This is a genomic window from Dyella caseinilytica (genome assembly GCF_016865235.1).
GTDB classification, from domain to species: domain Bacteria; phylum Pseudomonadota; class Gammaproteobacteria; order Xanthomonadales; family Rhodanobacteraceae; genus Dyella_B; species Dyella_B caseinilytica.
In genome coordinates, this window is record NZ_CP064030.1 from 1,869,676 (window position 1) to 1,891,000 (window position 21,325).

General features: G+C 55.1%; 14 protein-coding genes. 8 read left to right on the forward strand and 6 right to left on the reverse strand.

Features of this window, described 5'->3' with window-relative positions; translation table 11 throughout:
• Positions 1-15: 15 nt before the first annotated feature.
• From ISN74_RS21325 to ISN74_RS08275, 3 genes are read left to right on the forward strand one after another with little or no spacing between them, the layout of a single operon-like run.
• Positions 16-213 carry a helix-turn-helix transcriptional regulator gene (locus ISN74_RS21325; RefSeq protein ID WP_188798873.1) on the forward strand — a complete coding sequence of 66 codons (198 nt, stop codon included), beginning with the start codon at positions 16-18 and terminating at the stop codon, positions 211-213.
• Entirely contained in the window at positions 210-629 is a 420-nt protein-coding gene (locus ISN74_RS08270; protein ID WP_188798874.1) for a hypothetical protein, read from the forward strand. The genes ISN74_RS21325 and ISN74_RS08270 overlap by 4 nt, the downstream gene beginning before the upstream one ends.
• Positions 626-2,782, forward strand: coding sequence for a VapE domain-containing protein (locus ISN74_RS08275; protein WP_188798875.1), 2,157 nt, complete (start codon positions 626-628; stop codon positions 2,780-2,782). Before ISN74_RS08270 ends, ISN74_RS08275 begins: the two co-directional genes overlap by 4 nt.
• A gap of 336 nt (positions 2,783-3,118) precedes the next feature.
• Here the strand turns inward: ISN74_RS08275 and ISN74_RS08280 are convergent, their stop codons facing one another.
• Together ISN74_RS08280 and ISN74_RS08285 are read right to left on the reverse strand one after the other, a co-directional pair.
• Positions 3,119-4,132: a DUF2806 domain-containing protein gene (locus tag ISN74_RS08280; protein WP_188798876.1), complete on the reverse strand. Its 1,014-nt coding sequence runs from the start codon at positions 4,130-4,132 to the stop codon at positions 3,119-3,121.
• Positions 4,133-4,828: 696 nt separating this feature from the next.
• A protein-coding gene (locus tag ISN74_RS08285) for an IS3 family transposase (protein ID WP_188798877.1) occupies positions 4,829-5,928 on the reverse strand; the annotation gives its coding sequence in 2 pieces (ribosomal slippage) (positions 4,829-5,673 and positions 5,673-5,928; 1,101 coding nt in all).
• 242 nt (positions 5,929-6,170) lie between these two features.
• Between ISN74_RS08285 and ISN74_RS08290 the strand changes: the two genes are divergently transcribed.
• Positions 6,171-6,842, forward strand: a complete 672-nt coding sequence (locus ISN74_RS08290; protein WP_188798878.1) for a hypothetical protein — start codon at positions 6,171-6,173, stop codon at positions 6,840-6,842.
• Positions 6,843-7,386: 544 nt separating this feature from the next.
• Here the strand turns inward: ISN74_RS08290 and ISN74_RS08295 are convergent.
• Positions 7,387-8,391, reverse strand: a complete 1,005-nt coding sequence (locus tag ISN74_RS08295) for a cytochrome-c peroxidase (RefSeq protein WP_188798879.1) — start codon at positions 8,389-8,391, stop codon at positions 7,387-7,389.
• 106 nt (positions 8,392-8,497) lie between these two features.
• Between ISN74_RS08295 and ISN74_RS08300 the strand changes: the two genes are divergently transcribed.
• From ISN74_RS08300 to ISN74_RS08310, 3 genes are read left to right on the forward strand one after another with little or no spacing between them, the layout of a single operon-like run.
• Entirely contained in the window at positions 8,498-10,567 is a 2,070-nt protein-coding gene (locus ISN74_RS08300) for an IPT/TIG domain-containing protein (RefSeq protein WP_188798880.1), read from the forward strand.
• 44 nt (positions 10,568-10,611) lie between these two features.
• Positions 10,612-15,987: an RHS repeat-associated core domain-containing protein gene (locus ISN74_RS08305; protein WP_188798881.1), complete on the forward strand. Its 5,376-nt coding sequence runs from the start codon at positions 10,612-10,614 to the stop codon at positions 15,985-15,987.
• Positions 15,984-16,526, forward strand: a complete 543-nt coding sequence (locus tag ISN74_RS08310; protein ID WP_188798882.1) for a hypothetical protein — start codon at positions 15,984-15,986, stop codon at positions 16,524-16,526. The genes ISN74_RS08305 and ISN74_RS08310 overlap by 4 nt, the downstream gene beginning before the upstream one ends.
• 1,257 nt (positions 16,527-17,783) lie before the next feature.
• Here the strand turns inward: ISN74_RS08310 and ISN74_RS08315 are convergent.
• Positions 17,784-18,883, reverse strand: a protein-coding gene (locus tag ISN74_RS08315) for an IS3 family transposase (protein WP_188798877.1) whose coding sequence is annotated in 2 segments (ribosomal slippage) — positions 17,784-18,628 and positions 18,628-18,883 — 1,101 coding nt in all. Because the reading frame shifts where the segments join, the coding sequence is not laid out codon by codon here.
• A 166-nt stretch (positions 18,884-19,049) separates the two neighbouring features.
• Entirely contained in the window at positions 19,050-19,598 is a 549-nt protein-coding gene (gene mug, locus ISN74_RS08320; protein ID WP_188798883.1) for a G/U mismatch-specific DNA glycosylase, read from the reverse strand.
• Between the two features lie 154 nt (positions 19,599-19,752).
• Here mug and ISN74_RS08325 point away from each other — a divergent pair, with 154 nt between their 5' ends.
• On the forward strand, positions 19,753-20,778 hold the full coding sequence (locus tag ISN74_RS08325; RefSeq protein ID WP_229679083.1) for an aldo/keto reductase: 1,026 nt from the start codon (positions 19,753-19,755) through the stop codon (positions 20,776-20,778).
• Positions 20,779-20,896: 118 nt separating this feature from the next.
• Here ISN74_RS08325 and ISN74_RS08330 read toward each other — a convergent pair whose 3' ends face one another.
• Positions 20,897-21,310, reverse strand: coding sequence for a DoxX family protein (locus tag ISN74_RS08330; protein ID WP_188798884.1), 414 nt, complete (start codon positions 21,308-21,310; stop codon positions 20,897-20,899).
• Positions 21,311-21,325 lie beyond the last annotated feature (15 nt).

Sequence of the window (21,325 nt, forward strand, 5' to 3'; positions counted from 1 at the left end):
ATCGGTACAACTCACATGCAATCAATAGTTACCCCTCAGTATGTAAGCGCCAACGAAGCGGCGCGAATCTTGTCAATCTCTCGCAGCACATGGTGGAGCTGGTGTCAGTTAAATAAGGCACCCAAGGCTATTCATCTCTCCCCTGGATGTACTCGTTGGCGATACGCCGATGTGCTGGCTTTTGCCGAATCTCAGGCGGGAAGGGCTGCATGATCCCGCAGAAACGAAAGGCCCATTCGACCAGCCGTCCGACTACTCTTAAAAATGCTATTCAGGCCGCAAAACAACACAGCGCCTGCCGAATTAGTGACTACATGCATTTTATCCCGGCCTTGTGCGCAACCATTGAGCACTTAACTGGTGTGGAATTGCGCGACGCGATGCACGTTTACTGGTCTGCCATCGTGCACGCTAAATCGGCGAAAGAGCAGGTGCGACATGTTTGCACGGCAATCGCCGCCCACGCAGTATGCATGCGCGGGGTCCACACCGACTGGCATTACACGCTTCCACTGATGCTTAAGCAGCATGCCCGCTACGCAGGGATTGGCACGAGGTACTGCACCGATGATATGCGCGCATTCTGCAAGGCGGCTATTGCCCATACATGGCCGGAGACTGCGGCATGAGTGCGGGGCAGAGCTACGGGGCCGTTGATGTGGTGCGCCAGTTTGAGGCCGCGATGCATGCGGCGAACATCGTCCCCGTTCTGAATCGTGGTGGTATCAGCGATGACGGCCAGCTTATCCGCTTCCACGTTGACGGTGATAACAAAGGCACTCTAAACGGCTGGGCGGTCCTGCATGGAGACGGCATTCCGGCTGGCGAGTTTGGCAGTTGGAAAACCGGCGAGTCGCACAGTTGGTGCGCGAAGCGTGATTCTGAGCTGACCCCAGCCGAACGTGCAGAGCAAAAGCGCCGTGTGGAACTGGCGCGCGTCGAGCGCGAGCGCGCCCAAAAACTACGCCATGCCGAGGCTGCAAAGGAGGCCAACGCCGCATGGCAGGCAGCGGCGTCGGCTTCCGACCATCCCTATCTGCGTGCCAAGGGGGTGCAATCGCACGGCCTGCGCGTGGCGCGTAACGATAGTAACGGCGTCCGCATTGGCGATTTGTTGATCCCCATCCAAAACTCGCACGGCGAACTGGTCAGCCTACAGCGCATTACCGATAACGGTGCCAAGTTCTATCTAGTTGGCGGTGAAAAGCGTGGATGTTTCTATCGTTTCGGTGGTGAAGGTAAAGCGTGGCTTGTTGAAGGCTACGCCACCGGCGCCAGCGTGCATGCGGCGACCGCTCAACCTGTAGTAGTTGCGTTCGATGCGGGGAGCCTGAAGCAAGTTGCTGACTTACTGCGCGGGCAGTTGTTCGGCGTGGCAGCCGACAACGACGAAAGTGGAGTAGGGCAGAAGGCTGCCGATGCCACGGGTCTACCTTGGGTTATGCCGCCCACAACGGGGCAAGACTGGAATGATTACGCGGCAGAACATGGTGCTGAAGCCGTGCGTGAGTTGCTCACCCTGGCCGGAGAGCTTTCTCCGATCGGCCGGCGCAAGCAAGTAGACGTTCATCGGATGCAGCCCGTCGGTTTCACCAGTTGGCCCGACGTGAACACGCAAGGTCGTCCGCAGGATACAGTCACCAACATGCAACACATGCTTAGCCATTACGGCTTTACAGTGCGCTATGACGTGATCCGCAAGCGCATAGACGTCAACTATCCCGGCATGACCGCGATGGCAGAGAATCAGCAAAGTATTGCGCTGGCGACCGTGCGTAGCCTGTGCGCCAAGAACTGCCTACCTAAACAAGACGTGGCAGAACATCTGATCCACGTAAGCAACATGCCTGAAAACCTGTGGAACCCGGTCGCTGACTTCATTCGATCGCGGCCGTGGGATGGACAGTCTCGCTTTGGTGACTTGCTCGCGACCGTGGAGTTGCGCGAGGGATACGACTTTGACTTATGGGTAGTGTTGCTACGCCGCTGGTTGATATCTGCCGTAGCTGCCGCTCTTAAACCGTCTGGCTTTATGTCTAAGGGCGTCCTCGTGTTTCAGGGTGCGCAGTCCGTGGGTAAAACATCGTGGTTCCGCTCGCTCGTGCCTGCCAGCATGCGCGACCTAATCAAGGTCGACGCTATGATCGACCCGCAAAACAAAGACACTGTGATATCGGCCGTCAGTCATTGGCTGGTGGAAATTGGCGAACTTGACGGAACACTGCGCCGTGCCGACATTGCGCGCCTAAAGGGTTTCATAAGCCAAGATTGCGATCAGTTCCGCCGCCCCTATGCTCGTGCCGAGGATAAAGCCCCGCGCCGCACCGTGTTTTTCGCCAGTGTGAATCCTGAGCAGTTCCTTGCCGACGACACCGGCAATGTGCGCTGGTGGACAATCCCTGTTGCAGCCATCAACCATAGCCATGCCATCGACATGCAACAACTTTGGGCAGAAGCTGCGACGTGGTACGAAAGCGGGGAACGCTGGTGGTTGGATGGGGATGAAGAGGTGCGCCTAGAGCGTTTAAACGGCTTGCACCAAGTAACAGACCCGATCGGCGAGCTAATCGCTTCGAAGTACGGGAACACTCCCGCATCTGCTCCGCGTAGACCAATGACAACTAGCGAAGTATTGCTAGAAATCGGGTTTGATCGGCCAACAAAAGTCAACCTCAACGAAGCGGCTAAAGCGTTACGTGCACTTTTTGGCGAACCTAGGCGGACGAATGCGGGTCGGCAATTCACGGTACCGTGCGCGCGATTCAATGACAGCCCACTTTGAACGCGTCGATGGTGACCAATTCCAGTTGGTCACCACTTGGTCAGTGAGTTGGTCGAGCTCGCAAGCTACTGATGTGAAGAGAATTCAATGCTTATCGTGACCAAGTGACCAACTGTTTAGGGAAAGCTTCTATATGTAATGAGTGCTGCGGTAGTGCCATGACGTAGCGGAATCTACGGACGTATAGAAAAGTTGGTCACTTGGTCACGCATGCCTTGAAACCGTTGGGACTTAAGCGCTTTGTGCGCGTACCAACTATTTGGCGTTGGTCATGGTGTGAATGTAATCCAATGCTAGAGTTGAGCGGCGCCGGAGGCGTCCGCTTTGAACAAGTTGTTAGACCTTGTCTGCAGGCAGTTGGACGTCTTTGGCATCTTGGAACCGAATCTGACCATTGGGTAACTTTTCGATTATTTTGGCCAACTTCGCGGTCGCTTTACGTGAGACAAAGAATCTACCTAACTGAGCCAAGTGTGCCTCATCACCGTCCGGTGGAATTAGTTGCAGGATCTCTTGTCCGATTCGCGTGAATTTCCATACCGGCAATTGGATCTCATTGGTGATAGAAGCCCTGTCAACAATAAGCACGAAATTCCCGGAAACGAACACGGCTTGATTGACGCTTGGATCTTGAAAAACCCTGTAATTTAGGTCGGTAGGGTACATGGCGCCAAGCTCGCCTGCAGCAAAATGGTGGCCCGGGAAGAGGTCTCTTTCTGTCTTTAGCCACTCTGCATCATGGTTAGGGAGGATCGCTACGCCTTGGTAGAAGACTGCGAGCTTTGACATTTTCTCTAACGTGGTCGCATCTTCTTTTGTGAGGTTTTTTACGAAGTCCAGCGTCTTCAACGAGTAGCTGCCTGGCTTCTTGATTTCGCCAGATAAAATCCGGCCCCAAAGCTCTTGCATCTGTTCGGAGGACACATCTTCTGCTGCACTGAAAAATCTATTGATCCAGTCTTCGTCGGGGCGTTGGTCAGGAACCTCTGTTTGATCAAAAAGGTCAGCAGCGGCTACTGAGGTGATGCTTTCAACATTGTTCTGACGCTTACGTTCACGGTAGTCAGTACGGCTCGCCGTACGCTCGTCACAACTGGAGGTATCCAATAGCAAGGTTCTGTCTTCGGGCTTTTGCCAAAGCTCAACCTCTCCATCCTTGAACACAACAGGGAGTTGATGCTGGTTAGCAACATCTTTCAAAGCCGCAGCAATTACGCGCACTTCGTGAGCTTTCGCGTCTGCTGTTCTTCGGATCAAGTATGGACGCGACACTGCACCGATCCCTTGAGATATCACCTCAATTAATCGAGTAAGCGGTTTGCTAAGCCCAGCGAGGTCTTTGATTTCCATGCTGATACGTCCGTAAGTATCAAAAAGGTCTAACTACCGAATGGACGGATGTGCACGTCCGGTTATACATCTGCGCGAACTTGCTGAATGCAGCCCCTAAAGCACTGAACTCTTTAAACTTTATCTGGCCCACGTTCGGCTAACAATCGACGCAAAGGCAGACGTCGATTGCTGTTTTTGGGATCGCTTCGAGTCGAGAGCAGACGCTACAGGCTAAGGCCATGAAATCTTACGGGTCCTTCCTATAGGGGTATATAGGGCGGGGTCCCCGACACCTCAGAATTAGCGTTGTGCGTGGCCTTAGAAATTCCATTTGTTGTTTATACCTGTTCAACTATATCTTATTGAAATATATGAAATTGTATGCGTAGCCAACATGAAAAAGGGCGCCACTTGGCAGAAGATCGGCAGCCCCGTCGACTTAATACAAAACCCGCTCGTCCCGGCGGTTTTTTTGTGTTTATGCTTCAGCAAACAGGGCGGATAACTTATGCACGTACAAACTAGCAGCCCGGCGGCTGCGGCACGCGAGGCTAGCTCGGCGCAACAAACTCCACAGCAAGGCGCGCAAGCTTCAGTGCCAACGCAGGCTCTGTCGTACAGCGCGGGGATAATAGGGGCGATCGTCTTGGCGGTCTTAGTGGCTGCCAGTGTTGTCGTTGTAATCAGGTGGTGAAGCGTCCTCGTTCCTTTGAGTCATTCAGAAGTAGAGGTTAAGGCTGATAATGCCATGGCGTAGTGGACGGGCGACAGCCCGCCCAATGAGCGATGGGGTCGATCATGGTTGTAACGGTGCCGCCAGTCTTCGGTCATGCGGCGCACTTCATCCAGCGTGGTAAAAACATAGCGGTCCAGTACTTCGGTTCGTAAGGTGCGGTTGAAACGTTCGATGTAAGCATTCTGAGTGGGTTTGCCGGGCTGGATGTGCACCAACTCGATGCCGTGTCGCTGCGCCCATTGGTGCAAGGCGGCGCTGATAAATTCCGGGCCATTGTCCAGACGTAACCTCCGAGGTGAGCCACGCAGTTCAACCAACTCGTCCAAGGCCCGAATCACTCGTTGGGATGGCAAGCTGGTGTCGATCTCGATACGTAGCGACTCACGATTGAAATCGTCGTTGACGTTGAAGGTGCGAAAGCGTCGGCCTGACCAGAGGGCGTCGGCCATGAAGTCAGCCGACCAGGTGTGATTGGCCTGCAAAGGGACCTCCAACGGCTCGCGAATGCGATCGGGCAAACGTCGCTTGCCGCGACGAGGCAAGTTCAGTTTCAGCGCCACATAGACACGCCAACTGCGGGTTTTGCCGAAGCCTTGGGGTCGCAGTGCCTGATCGAATAAAAGGCCAAAGCCATGGCCGGGATTGTCCTTTAGATGCCCTTGGATGACGTCGATCAGCGGACTGTCGTCGTGTGGCCGAGGCCGATAGTGCCGGGCCGAGCGCGACAACCCTAGCGTGCGATCGGCACGCCGCGCACTGAGGCCATGGTGGGTTTGCATTGCCAGACTCAGCTCTAATCGCCGAGCCTGGCTCAGAGCTTTCGCGAAAGAACGTCCTTCAGAGCGTGATGCTCCAGCGCTAGGTCCGCGTACATGCGTTTGAGTCGGGCCAGTTCGGCCTCGACGTCCTTCAGGTGACGCAGCTGCGACACCTCCATGTTGGCGTACTTGCTCTTCCAGACGTAGTAGGTCGGTTCGCTTATACCGTGCTTGCGGCATGTCTCGGCGACCTTGGCGCCCGACTCGACCTCTTTGAGGATCCGGACGATCTGTTCTTCGCTGAATTTTGACTTCTTCATGCAGAGCTCCTTGGGATGGGAACTCTACTTCTAACTGGCTCGAATCGGCGAGGACGCTTCAGTGGCGCAAAAAAAAGAAGCCACGGGAAACGCCGGACTCAGTACCGTCACTTCCATCAAAATGGCAAATCACTTTGAGGTTTTTCAAACGGCATTGGCTTAGTTTCGCCGCCGTTATCGCCTACCTCGGCGTCTTGACTGTGTGCTCGCTCTTGGACCACGGCAAGGGTACGCTTCACAGCATGATCAATGGTGTTCTTCCTTTTGTCGGGACGTTGGTCGGTGCGGGCGTTGCATTTATGAGCGATCGCGCTAAGGAAGAAAAGCGCATTGAGGATAATCAAGTTGCGGCCATTAATAGAGCTTGTATGGGACTTTTTGCGCAACTTGAGGAATTGGCGCGCCTCAACTTGGAAATAGCGAAGCACGATGGACCAGCCATCATGATTCGGGCAATGGCTATACCAGAGAACTTGGGCTACAGAGTGACTACAGATGATCTAGCGTTCCTTGTCGATCATCGTTACGTCGAGATCCTTGCAAAGCTTCAGCTTGAACAAAGGCGACTTGATTCGGCCTTCTTTTCAATTCACGACCGAAATAAAATCGTTGTAGAGTCCATTGAACCGAAATTAGCTGCGGCCGGGTTTGGTGGGAAGCTAGTGACTCTTGACATGGTCAAGGATTGCCTTGGTGGGTTCGACTACGGACGAATTGTTCAGTCTACGAACAATGTCTTGGAAAACGTGCCGTCTACCGTTGAATCGTGTCCGATCATCATTGACGAACTGAATAAGATAGGAAAGGCGATATTTCCACATCGGATCATAGTGAAATTTGGCGGCTTCATTACGCTTGCCGATGAGCCGCAAGCTGATGCTGGTAATGCGCGCCAACGGGATCATCAAGAATAGCCTTCATATCCGCCAGCTGGTACGCGTGTGGGTCTAGGCCACCGATAACGTTCGGGTCTTCGTGGAAGACTCGAACGAAGTCACAGGGTAAGTCAGGGAGGAGGCCAAGTCGACGCCGCTTGGGGGCATAGTTGGGGGCATGTAGAAAAGCCGCATTGGAAAAATTGTTTTATATCAATAGCTATTTTGCTTTATGCGGCGCCCCCCTTGGCACCAACAAAAGGCTTCGGTTTCCTCAACAGAAATACTGTAAGCTAAAAAGAAACCCGCCAAACGGCGGGTTTTTTTATGCCCGAAATAATCGGCATGATCCTGAAACATCCCAACGTTCTTGCTCTACAACTCCAACAAAATCACGGCGCCCTAATCAGCCGACATCCCCATACCGCCCCATCGTCATCCCAGCGAAAGCTGGGATCCAGTGCTTTTGATGCACTAGATTCCGGCCTTCGCGGAATAACGAGCAAAAAAGAAACCTCAGGACTTGCGGCACTCACGACTAGGCAGCGTCCCCCACGCCATCCTCATCTTCGATAGGCACACATCAATCGTGCAAAGCCTTTAAGAAAGCGATGACATCCTGGCGTTCTTCTTCGGTGAGATGTAGCGGCCTGCCGGATTGCAGACTGCGATAGTAGATTTCAAGATCAACCGCTTTTTCCAAGGTGGTCACACTCCCGTCATGCATGTAGGGGGCGGTATCTGCGACATTGAGCAGAGAAGGGGTTCGAAAGGTGTTGATGTCCGCAGGCGAACCACTGACTAGAAAATGCCCGAGTTCTGCCAGATCTTTTCGTTGACCCACCAAGGCACCGAGTTGTTGCCCCGATGCATGATCGGCGAGACCTTCCGTGACCAAAGCCGCTAACTGAGGTGCGATCGCTTGCGTGCCCAATGCAGAGGGGTGGAAGCGATCGTCCGTAAAGCGTCCATCATCGGGGCTCACGGCATGGCATGTCCCGCATTGTGCTTTGCCGAAGAACACCTGCATGCCGTGCTTAGCCGCCCCCTGCAAACCCCATTCCGACGCGGGGCGCCGATATCTCGACACGTCGCCGCTCAAAGATCGGACATAAGCAACCAATGCTGTCTGCACATGGGTCATGGATACTTCCGGCGACTCCGGAAAGGCCGCGGCAAACCGTGCTGCATAGCCCGCACGCTTCAAGCGATCCACAAGTTCAGCCTCATCACTTAACCCCATCTCGCGTGGCATGAAGAACGGATCGCTCACAGCATTATCCAGATGCGTGCGGCGACCATCCCAAAAATAGACGTCTGATGACCCGATATTTCTGAGGCTCGGCGCATGGCGACTGCCTATGCGGCCGAATACACCTACCGCCAAACCATGCTCATCACTGAAGGCATGCGTAGGGCGATGACAGCTTGCGCAAGCCATATGCCCGTCTGCGCTCAGGGAGGTATCGCTAAAAATAGCGCGGCCCATGCCGACTATTTCCCCCTCTTGCTGAACTGAAGCCTTCGCATAGCTTGCGAAGTAAAGCAAGAGAATGAAGGCGATCCCTATTAGATGCCGTCCGTCCATGACGTAAGTCCTTGTCGAATGAATTTGCGAGGCATTACTCTACCAGCCGTCCATCGCGGTGCGATGTGGCCCTCAGGGAACGACGACATAGACAGGGAGACGTTGCATGCGTCAGTCGCATGGTGGTGGGCAGGGCGGCATCTCGCAAAGAGCCAAAGTGCAAAGCGTTTGGCGCAACAACATCTTGTGGTTGCTTACATCGATAGGTGTGCTCGTTGCGGCATTTCCGGTCAAGGCAAACACGACTTACCTCTACGATGCCAACAGCCGCTTGCTCGGTGTGCTGAATACATCGGGCAATTCGACGCGCTACGTCTACGACGACATTGGCAATCTCGTTCGCACGGATAGCATCCCGTCCTCCCAACTGATGGTGCTTGGGTTTGCACCTGAACATGGGGCGGTAAGTAGCGCCGTGACGATATGGGGGCAGGGGTTCAGCACCACCACGAGTGCCAATGCCGTGAGTTTCAATGGCACAGCCGCCACGGTGACCTCGGCCACGGCCAATCAACTGCAAGTGACTGTTCCCTCCGGCGCTACAACAGGCCCCCTTTCCATAACAACCGGCGGCAACACGACGGCCAGCTTGAACCCCTTCACCGTCGATGACTCGGGTATCGCACCCACGCTCACCAGCGTCTCGCCTACCATCGGCGTGGCGGGAACGGTCGTCACGCTGACGGGCACCCATTTGGACCCGGTCGCCGGTGGAACGACGGTGACTCTCAATGGGGTGTCTGTCGTGCCTACGACGTTGACAGATAACACCATCAGCTTCACGACACCGACTGCATTTGGAAGCGGCAAATTTCTGGTCACGACGCTCTATGGTCAAGTGACAGCGGCTTCGGACTTCACAACGATCGCTCCGGACTTCGCTTCCTACACGATCAGCACGGGGCGTATTGCCATCAATGGCGCGACGGTGAATGTGAAGGCTACTTCGGAAGAGGGCGTCACCGAACTACTGTTCGATGCCCCTGCCGGTACTTGGCTTTCGCTCCAGGGCTCCGGCTTGCCTAACTCGGAAAGCGCCGAAATTGAACTCTATGATCCACGCGGACTTGTCATTGGGGCTCAAAACTATCTGGTAACCACCGCCCCTAGCGTTCATTTCTTGCAGATCCCAACCACGGGCACCTACACCATGGTGGTTTGGCCGGAACAGAGCGCCACGTTCAACGTGTGGTTGGAGCAAAACGCTCAAATTCAGCCCAACGTCCCGTATGCGTTCGCAGCGACCGTCAATGGCCAAAGCAAGCGGCTTATGTTTAACACGACGCCGACCCAAAGTTTTGGTATTGGCTTCAGTGGCCTCTCGGTGTCGCAAGCCAACTACGACATCTTGAGCATGATTCAGGACGCTGACGGCCTTACTCTCACCAGCGGAAGCTGCCAGCCCTCCAGCCAGACGACGTGTAGCCTCAATCTTCCGGCCTTTGCCGTCAACCAAGGCAATGCAACATTCCCCGCACCTGGCTGGCGACAACTGATCGTGACATCCCAATCGGGTACGACATCCAAAGCGAGCATTGTCCTCACACCGGATGTTGTCCAACCCATCGCCGTCAACAATGCCGCGACGATGCAGCTGGCGACGATGGGGCAAAATGGAGATCAGACGTTCAACGGGAAGGCAGGGCAATTCCTGTCCCTGAATGTGACCGCGCAGACAACCACGCCCTCCAACAACTCGATCACCTATACGGTCTACGACCCGACGGGAACGCAGATCTTCAGCGATGCCATATCTACAGGCCAAGTATTTAACTTGCCTCAGCTCCAACTGACCGGCCCATACACTCTTTATGTCGTTCCCTATGAAGGCATGACGGCGAGTGTCAATGACACGTTGCTGTTGGATGCTTCCGCAGCGGCGACAGTCAATGGCGCGGGCGTTGTCGTCAGTTCCAACGTGGCCACCCAGAATGCGTACGTAACTTTCCAAGCGGTCCAGGGAAAGTCGTATACCGTGAGCGGCGTTTGCTCATCGTCGGATGGTTACACCTCCATCAACGTTACCGATCCGTCAGGGAATACGGTGGCTGAAGGTAACTGCGGAAGTACGACCAGCGACGCGTCGCTAAGCAGCGCTGCTACCTCGGGAACCTATACCGCGATACTTCAAGACAATGCGCCCTTTAGCGGTACGGTGACCGTAACTCAACCCTAAAGGCACGTCAGTGCTTAGCATCCAGCGTCATGGAAGGAATGCGCATGATCAAGTGGATTGAACTCAAGTGGGCATGGAAGGTCGCTGCAGCGTTGGCGATGAGCGGCATGATTGCCGCGGCCTTTGCAAGCGTCGATGCCGCACAAGCACCGCAAACGGATGGAAGTAAAACCATTGCGTTGCCAGGCGGCGGCGTGGTGAGCCTGGATAAGGGTCACCTTCACGTTCTGCTTTCCCAAGCGAATGGCGCATCCAGAACTCTGGCGCCCATGGAGGCCGGCAACGACGCATCGCTGATCGCCATGCCTCACGGCGAGGTGTGGATCGAAGGCGTACACGTTGAACAAGGTGTCACCAACTCCTCTCACGGCCTGTCGCTGGATCCCATCATCGCGTCGGTCTCCTCCGCTGACGATGCGGGTTTGCCTCGCTCATCGCCGACGCTCTATGCTGTGCTGACGGACGGATCTGTTTTCGCACTGCCCGTGGGGACGAATACCGCAAGCCGATGGAGCCCGACGGATCACAAAGTGATAGCGCAAACGCGCACACCGATCGATCCGACGATCACTGGCACAACCTTGCTTCGTGACGGCAGTGTTCTGCTCAGCTCAGCCGCCGTAGCTTCGGTGACAAGCCAAGTCTTCGACCCAAGCATCAGTGACGTGCGCAGCGCATCACTGACTGAGTTGGCGGATCTTAAATCGGAGACGCCGCAGTGGACGGCGTCGGCGCCCTCCTCGGACGCCAAGGACATCAAGCCGGATACGACGCTTGCGATTGCCTTCTCTCAACCGTTAGATGCGACCAGTGTAAACAGCAAGACCGTCGTGCTGTTTGGGCCGGAGGGTGCGGTTTCGGGGCGATTAGCACTTGCGGACGACGCACGTTTGCTCTTCATCACACCCGATCGCGAGCTCTATACAGGTTCGTCTTATACGGTATTCCTCAAAAGCCTCCGTGCTGCATCAGGCAAGGATGTTCCGTTTGGCAGCTACCATTTTTCGACGGTGACGCTCCATGGCGATGCGTCAAGCCCTCTGTTCGTCGCGGTGACCGGCGATAGCAGCACGGCGCCAAGCCTGGCGACCCAAGGCGGTGCATTGTCTGCCGATACCGCCCAACATGCGCTCTATCTGTCGACTGGCGAGCATATCCCGGGCGTGACGAAGAGCAACGGCGACTGCCTGCCCGGGAGCAAACAGATAGCGTTGTGCCGGACACATGCATTCATTCGTGATGGTGCGTTCTATCCTGGTCGCGACAACGCCATCAATGCCAGCGGTGGTCATTGGCGGACGTATCGCAAACAGGTGGCCGCCCTGGGTCATCTTCAACCGCTAAAAAAGGTGCAGTCCAAAGCATTGAATGCACGTATCGCAGCCGCTGGCTCGATTACCGGTCGTGTCCTTCGTATTGACGACGCACCCGTCGCCAACGTCACGGTCAGCGCGGGCAAGCTAAAAACGCGCACCGCTGCCGACGGTACATTCGTTCTGCGCGGTCTATCGGTGGGCCTGCAGACACTCTTTGTGGATGGTGCCAGTGCCAGCCGGGGCGATGTGGAATATGGCAGCTTCGAAGTGGGCGCAGCAATTCCGTCGAACGGCGTATTGAAGCTGGCCTACAACATGTACCTGCCACGTATCCTCCCGCGTGACAAAGTGCAGATTCCGTCGCCGACGACGCAGGACCTGGTGATCACCCATCCGGATATCCCGGGACTAGAAATCGATATCCCGGCAGGCACCGTGATTCGTGATCGCGATGGCAAAATCGTCACCGACCTGGCTATCGTGCCGACACCGGTGGATCGTGCGCCGTTCCCGACGGGCAGCAATTACCCGGTGTACTTCTCGATCATGCCGGGCGGTGCCGTGATCCAGAACCTGTCGCCAAACTCACCGCACGGTATCCAGATTCGTTATCCCAATTACAGCCATGCCAAGCCAGGCACGATCGCGAACTTCTGGAACTACGACGACAAGGAAGGGTGGCGCATTTATGGCAAGGGCCATGTTTCGGCCGATGGTCGCCAATTCGTTCCTGACGACGGTGTGGGCCTCACCACTACGCTGCATGGCAGCTTCACACTCGCCGACATACTGAAGGGACTGTTCGGCACGCCCGATTGCGGTTGTGGCGTAAGCGCTCACGCTGGCGATCCAGTGGATCTTGCTACCGGCGCCTTCGTGCACAGCTGGCATGATCTGGGGATTGCAGATATCACACCGTTATCCCTCGATCGCACCTACCGCAGTGGCGATACATCGGTGCGTGCATTTGGTATCGGCATGTCGTCCAGTTACGGGTGGTTTCTGTATGACGAAAAGTCCGATTACTCGCAGCCCAAGCTCGTTCTACCGAATCTGGCCACGCTGCCTTTCAATCCGATTCTAGGCAATCCCGCCGGTTCATACAGCGATGTTCTGGCGGAGTGGCAATACACCGGCAGCCAAGGCCCGTTCTACGGTGCATTGCTGACGCATGTGCAGTATGAGCATGATCAATTCGAGGAGCATTGGATCATCCAGACCCGTGACGGAACGCAGTATTGGTTCCAGAACGAGCAGACCAACCAGCTCAACCAGATCGTTGATCGTTTCGGCAACGCCACCGTTTTCAATCTGTCGACCGGTCTTCTCGATAGCGTTACCTCACCGAGCGGTCGATCCATTTACTTCAACTACGACAGCAACAATCGGGTATTGAGCGCGGTAGATAGTGCCGGCCGCACGGTCACCTATACCTATAACCCTGCCGGCTACCTCGGTCAGGTGACGTACCCCGACAACACCTATGAGAAGTACACCTATGACGGCAGCGGCAATCTGCTGACGATCGTCGATCGGCGCGGTAACACCGTGCTGACCAATCAATACACGAATGGCCAAGTGACGCAGCAGACCTACGCGGACGGTGCGATCTACAAGTTTGGATATACCGCAGGCACCGGCGGTTACAACACCCAATCGACCGCTACCGATCCTAACGGTTACCAGCGCATTACCTCGTTCGATCCAGTCAGCCACTATCCCAGCAGCGAAACCTTGGCTGCTGGAACGTCGCTGGCCCAGACCACCAGTTACACCCGTAACGCCGCTGGCTACGTTACTTCCATGACCGATCCGCTCAACCGTCAGACGACGATGAGCTACGATAATTTAGGTAATCTGATCAGCATCACGGCCCTCGCCGGTACCACCAAAGCAGTCACGGAAAGCTTTACCTATACCCCGGATTTCAATCAGGTTGCCACGATCACTGACCCGCTCAATCATGAGACCCAATTCAGCTACACCGCCGGTTGCATGACGGGCGCCACCAATGCCCTGGGCTACAGCATCAGCGTGATCTGCAATGCCTATGGTCAGCCCACATCGGTCACCGATGCGCTGGGCCACACCACCAACTTTGGCTACAACGGCTACGATCTGCGAACGGTGACCGATGCACTGGGTCGCACCAAGACCTTTACCGTTGATGGCCTGGGACGAAAGATAGCCGTGCAGGATGCGATGGGTAACGTCAGTCAAATGGCGTACGACATCGACGATCGCGTGTTGCAGGTAACCGATCCGCGCAACAAGACCACGCAGTTGACCTACGACAATGACGGCAACGTCACCGCAGTGGTACTGCCGGGTGGCGGCACCTTTGGGTACAAGTACGACAATCGCAATCGCGTCACCAAGCGCACCGATGCCTTGTCCCAATACGAAAGCTGGACCTACGATGGCCTCAATCATGTCCTGACCCACGTAGACCGCAAATCGCAGACGATCGGCTATCAGTATGATCAGTTGGGTCGCCAAAACCTGATTACCTACGCTGATGGCAGCACGATTCAGCTGGGTTACGATGCGGGAAATCGCGTTACCGCCATCAATGACTCCGCCAACGGCACCCTCAATCGGGGTTACGACGGTCTGGATCGACTAACCAGCGAATCGGGGCCGCAGGGGAGTATCAGCTATCAATACGATGCCGCAGGCCGTCGCACCCAGATGATCGCCGGCACCCAGGCAACGGCTTTCTACAACTACGACGCCGGCAATCGGCTGACGTCGATCGTGCAAGGCAGCGAACAGGTCGGTTTTCAGTATGACAACGCCAACCGTCGCCAGACGCTCACGCTGCCGAACGGCATCGTGGCGACCTACAGCTATGACAACGCCAACGAGCTGACCGGGATTAGTTATGCCCAAGCCAGTGGCGCGGCAGTGGGAACGCTGACCTATGGCTATGACTTGCTGGGGCGCGTTTCAGGGCAGGGTGGAACGATCAATAGCACCGCTATCGCGGCGGCGACCAGCAATGGAACATTCGATGCCAACAATCGTCAGACCTCGTTCAATGGCCATACGCAAACGTTTGATGCCGACGGCAATCTGACCGGTGATGGCACTAATACCTATACGTGGAATGCCAGAAACCAACTCACCCAAGTGAGCCAGAATGGTGTGGCTCAGTTGAGTTACACGTATGACGCACTCGGTCGTAGAACGAGTAAAGCCGTGGGCAGTGGTACGGCAACGCAGTATCTCTACGATCGCTTTAATGCGGTGCAGGAGACGCAAGGTAGTGCCATCAATCCGATCCTGGTTGGGCTGGGTATCGACGAACGCTTCGCTAGAAACGACACCACCGGACGCACGTACTTCTTAAGCGATGCGTTGAACAGCACGATCGCGCTCACCAATAGCAGCGGCGTGATCCAAAACACGTACAGCTACGATCCTTACGGCAACACGACGCAAAGTGGCACAGGCTTCACGAATCCGTATCAGTACACGGGCAGAGAGGCCGACACCGCGGCGCTCTACTACTACCGAGCGCGCTACTACAGTCCGCAACTTCCTGGCTTCATTAGCGAGGACCCGATCACATTTGGCGGCGGCCAGTTGAGCTTTTATGCCTATGTGGGTGGTGATCCGATCATGTATCGAGACCCCCGCGGGCACGAGTTAATGTTGGCGCTGATAGGAGCCGGTGTAGGCGCCGCTTGGGGTATAGCTAATGGATACTTGTCTGGCGACCGTGATTGGCAGAGTCTAGCTTTAGATGGTTTGGCCGGAGCTGGGACTGGGGCTTTGGCGGGACTCTCCAACGGGGCCACATTGCTTGAGGCGGCAGGAGCTGTTGGAACGCGAGCGGTCGTAAGTATGGGGATTGAGTCAACTCGTCAGATGGCCAAGGGCTTACTGCCATGTCACGACATGGATATCAGTTACGTAGACATTGGACTGGCTGGTGTTGGAAGTGTCTTCGGTGATATGAGCGGATTTGGTGGTGAGGGAGTTATGGGTGAGCGTGGGGCTACGGCATTCGGTGGAACAATGGGCGGAGCGGTATCAACGCCTGCCGCCATAGCAGAAGGGGCACAAGCAGCGGCAGATGCAGGGCAAGGAAACCAATGAATACTGCAATCGTTTACATTCTGACTTCTCTTACTCTGGCGATCATCACGATGGTCGCGAGAGATAGGGCCGGTAATCAGCAATTGGGTGGTGAATTTCGGTATCAGTCTACGCTTCTTAAGGTTCTGCTCGTTTGCTCATTCATTCCGATTTTGGCAGTAGCCTTCATCTATGCGGTAGCGAAGGCAAAACCGTCAGGCATTGCTCTTGCGCTATTTGTGGGGGGAGGGTTAATAGGGACGGCGCTGTTTTTGTACGGCTACCGCTATTTGAAATCATTTGTCGTCAGCGTAAACGACAGTGGTGTAGTCGTAAGTAGCCTCAAGGGGGAGAGGCTAATTCCGTTTAATGGCGTAAAAAAGGTTATCTATCTTTGTCCGTCCGGCCGTGGTGGCATTTTATGCTTTTATGATGAGCGAAATAGGAAGGTGATTGAATTTTCGGAATCAATTTCTGGGATAGAAGGTTTGGCAAAGTTGGTCGAGCTTAAGTCAAGGCAACATGGTGTTCTGTTCGAGGCTAGGAGTCGAAGAATTTAGAAGTAAAGGTTATGGATAAAACTCCGTAAGTTATTGTCTAAATTAAGCGATATTCACTTGGAATTTCAGTATCTATGCGGACCTATCTCGTTTGGGCCCCTTTGGGGCAGTCCTGGCGGGTGGGGTGTAAATGGTTCAATTCTCATCCATGAGGCAGGCCTTAAAGGTTGCGATACGCAATTTATTTGCACATTCGCCACGGCTTTATTGCTGCTCCTGTCGTTCTATTTTCATGCTTGCCTCCACACGTACGAGTATTTCGCTCCGTAAGGGTTTTGTAGATCGCTGCCCTCGTTGTCTAGCAGAGGGGCCTTTTAGGCGGCCAACCCAAGATGAGCTTTTTGCAGCCGTGCCTGAAGCACGTCGTCAATGGCCATTGGCGCTAGCAATTGGAATCTTTACAGTTGCTATGGTCTTCGGCATATGGCACATGGCGCACCACGGCTGATGATTATTTGGTTGCTGAGTCGTTTGCTCGTGGCCGTATGGCGTGCAATGGCGGTAAGCCGATGAAAACATACGAACTCAAGGACAAGAGCGGCCGGATATTTGCTTTTGAGGTGCCGAATGGCCTTTTAGGTCGTCGAGGTGCATGTAAGGTCGCTCGCTCAATCCCAGGCGTGCGCATCTTGAGATCGCCGCGATTTCTTTCCTGGTTTTGAGAGGAAAAGTTCTGCGAGTTCGAGTTAGATGGGCAGCGCTTCAAAATGTGGGAGCCGTTTGGGGACAATAGCCGCTATTGGATCGGGCCTGAGCCGGTACATTGGTGTCCGCAGATTGATGTGGTCCGACATGCTTTTGCTAAACGCCGATTCGATGTTCTGGCCGTGGTGATGTGGGCAATAGTGCTGGTACCGGTGACTTACGTGTCTGCGTGCAGCTATCGATCCCATAGCGCGAATGCCGTGTTCGATTCGATACACATTGGGGACGCAGAAGCGACCGTGCGTAGAGCTATGGGGGAACCGTTGGCACATGAAACGAATGGCGGGCCGCGTGGCGTGCCCTTCTCGAATGGCTGTAAGGGTCGCTGCGCCGAAATCTGGTGGTACGAAAACCGTCTGGCGCTTGATGGTGAATCGTGGTCGATCACGTTTGACGATCATCGTCGCGTTATCGACAAGGTTGCGTGGCATTCGCCGTAGATTTGCTTATTTGTCGCTGTAGTGGGCAGCTAAAAAAGTTATTGAAGCGCCCCTATCGCGGCCCGCGCCAGCCTGGGAATGGGTGAAGCTGAAGCGTCCTCGTTCCTTTGAGTCATTCAGAAGTAGAGGTTAAGGCTGATAATGCCATGGCGTAGTGGACGGGCGACAGCCCGCCCAATGAGCGATGGGGTCGATCATGGTTGTAACGGTGCCGCCAGTCTTCGGTCATGCGGCGCACTTCATCCAGCGTGGTAAAAACATAGCGGTCCAGTACTTCGGTTCGTAAGGTGCGGTTGAAACGTTCGATGTAAGCATTCTGAGTGGGTTTGCCGGGCTGGATGTGCACCAACTCGATGCCGTGTCGCTGCGCCCATTGGTGCAAGGCGGCGCTGATAAATTCCGGGCCATTGTCCAGACGTAACCTCCGAGGTGAGCCACGCAGTTCAACCAACTCGTCCAAGGCCCGAATCACTCGTTGGGATGGCAAGCTGGTGTCGATCTCGATACGTAGCGACTCACGATTGAAATCGTCGTTGACGTTGAAGGTGCGAAAGCGTCGGCCTGACCAGAGGGCGTCGGCCATGAAGTCAGCCGACCAGGTGTGATTGGCCTGCAAAGGGACCTCCAACGGCTCGCGAATGCGATCGGGCAAACGTCGCTTGCCGCGACGAGGCAAGTTCAGTTTCAGCGCCACATAGACACGCCAACTGCGGGTTTTGCCGAAGCCTTGGGGTCGCAGTGCCTGATCGAATAAAAGGCCAAAGCCATGGCCGGGATTGTCCTTTAGATGCCCTTGGATGACGTCGATCAGCGGACTGTCGTCGTGTGGCCGAGGCCGATAGTGCCGGGCCGAGCGCGACAACCCTAGCGTGCGATCGGCACGCCGCGCACTGAGGCCATGGTGGGTTTGCATTGCCAGACTCAGCTCTAATCGCCGAGCCTGGCTCAGAGCTTTCGCGAAAGAACGTCCTTCAGAGCGTGATGCTCCAGCGCTAGGTCCGCGTACATGCGTTTGAGTCGGGCCAGTTCGGCCTCGACGTCCTTCAGGTGACGCAGCTGCGACACCTCCATGTTGGCGTACTTGCTCTTCCAGACGTAGTAGGTCGGTTCGCTTATACCGTGCTTGCGGCATGTCTCGGCGACCTTGGCGCCCGACTCGACCTCTTTGAGGATCCGGACGATCTGTTCTTCGCTGAATTTTGACTTCTTCATGCAGAGCTCCTTGGGATGGGAACTCTACTTCTAACTGGCTCGAATCGGCGAGGACGCTTCAGACGCTTCACAGGTTCACTTCTCAGGCCACAAAAAGTGAATCTGGCCTCTCTGAGACCTTATCTTTCCGCGTTGCCAAAGTGTACAGCTGCATTCGTCCGGAGCTTTATAAGGTCACTGGCTTTACGAAGTCACCGCTATGGGGAATGGCGACCACCTCTAAATAAAGTTGACGATAGGCTTCGACCAGGCCGTCGAGAGTGAATGCACGATTTCTTCCGCTGGGATTGGGAAGGACCCAAATTGCGGCGCCCTGCATGGAGACCGGCTGCAATCCCCAGGTGATGTCTCGTTGGCGCGAAAGTCCGGAGTACGCTGCTTTACCTAGAAAGGCGACAAAGCGTGGCGCATGACGTGCGATCTTCTGCTCGAATTCGGCGGCGGCAGAGATAAATTCTTCTGGCGAAAGTTGGTCGGCACGTGCAGTGGGTCGTTTCACTACCGACGTCAGGCCGTATCCGTATTTGAGTATCGAGTGGTCTTTCTGCGGCGAAATTTCCTCGGGGGTAAAGCCCGCGAGATGTATGACTCGCCAGAAGCGATTATTTCTTCCAGCGAAATGATGTCCCGTCGCAGCCGCTGTCATTCCGGGATTGATTCCACAGAACAGTACCTTGAGCCGTGTGGCAATGATGTCGGGAAGCTCGTCAGTCAAGACATACCTCGTAAACTCGGACAGCGCCAAGCTCGATCGGAAAAAGGCCATGCTACTCCCTTCGCGGATACAGATCGCCTATTGGCCTTCGCAGCAATTCCAGTGATGCTTTCGACCAGAGAGTGGCGTACCTTTAGAAACAACGGACGTCCGGTTGAGTGCCTTTCTCCAGCATCTCGACGAGTTGCGCTATAAGTCGTCCAATGCCGTGAATGGCTTACGACAAGAGAGCATAAATATGCCTGCTTCAGAGAGTCTTCGCGATAAGAAAATCACTCTCAACCACGGCGGCGGCGCAATCCCAGTCGTTGGATTCGGTACGTTGATTCCCAATGCCGTCGCTGCGAAGCCTGCGATTAAGGCCGCGCTGGAATTCGGATTCCGTCACATCGATGGCGCAGAGGTCTACCGCAACGAAGACGTGGTCGGTGATGCGATGCGGGAGGCTTTTGAAGTCGGCACGGTCAAGCGCGAAGAGCTCTTCGTTACCACGAAGCTATGGAACAACAATCATCGGCCCGATCGCGTCAAACTCGCGTTCGAAGCAAGCCTACGTCGTCTTCAGCTCGACTACCTTGATTGCTATTTGATCCACACGCCTTTCGCCTTCCAGCCGGGCGACGAACAGTATCCGATGAACGAACGTGATGAACCGATCTATGACACGGGCGTAACGCTGGCTGAGACATGGCGTGCGATGGAGCGTCTCGTGGACGAAGGTCGGTGCAGATCCATTGGGTTATCCGATATCACTCTGGATAAGGTAAAAGAAATTGTTGCGATTGCGCGTATCAAACCCTCCGTAGTACAGGTCGAGTGCCATCCTTATCTTCCAGAATGGGAGCTGCTTGAGTTCTGTCAGCGACATGGAATTGTGTTACTTGCATTCGCGCCGTTGGGTCACGGCATGGAACCGAGAATAACGGACGACCCGGTGATTAAGGCCATCGCCCAACGTGTCAACAAAACACCGGCGCAAGTTGCGCTGGCTTGGGCTGCGCAGCGCGGTACAGCATTCCTGACGACGTCAACCAATCCTGCGCATATCGCAGAGAATTTCGACATTTCCCCGCTGCCCGAAGACGCGATGCAGGAGATGAAAAATCTCATCACGACAAGCATCCGATTGAACGCGGTGGTGGAGACGGGAGTGCCCGGGTTTGTTCCTCGGGGTGCGTAAATGGGGTGACTCGAAAATCATTCTTGCGGCTGTGCTATCGAACTAATTGAGCATCTGCCAGAAATAGTCCATGGCTTTGACTTGCTGAGTACCGTCGCTTTCCTCAGCTTCTCGGCACTCATTGTCGACGCTCGCGATCGGCCAAGATGGCGGCGAGCATGAACCCGCCGATCAGCCCAATGTGCTCGAAGAAGGCGTTGCGATCATCAAATCGCATGACCGGGTCGGCCACGGCCCAGAAGGGATACGCAACCGTCGCGGCAAAGAAGGTGAAGATGGCCTGTGCGCCTGTGGCAAGCCAGGTCAAGCGACTGGTGATTACCGCGAGCGATCCGCCCAGTTCGACCAATAGGGTTATCGCTAATATCAACCAGGCCGGGTGTAGGGCGAAGGCCTTTACTTCGTTTAACGAGCTCCTGATGTAGATCAGCTTTACGATACCGCTCGTCCAATAGGGGAAAGTGAGTGTTACGCGAGCTAGCACTCCAAACCACGGACATTCGAGAAGCGCGATGATGGGTTTAGGCGCCATAGGGAATGGGGCGCT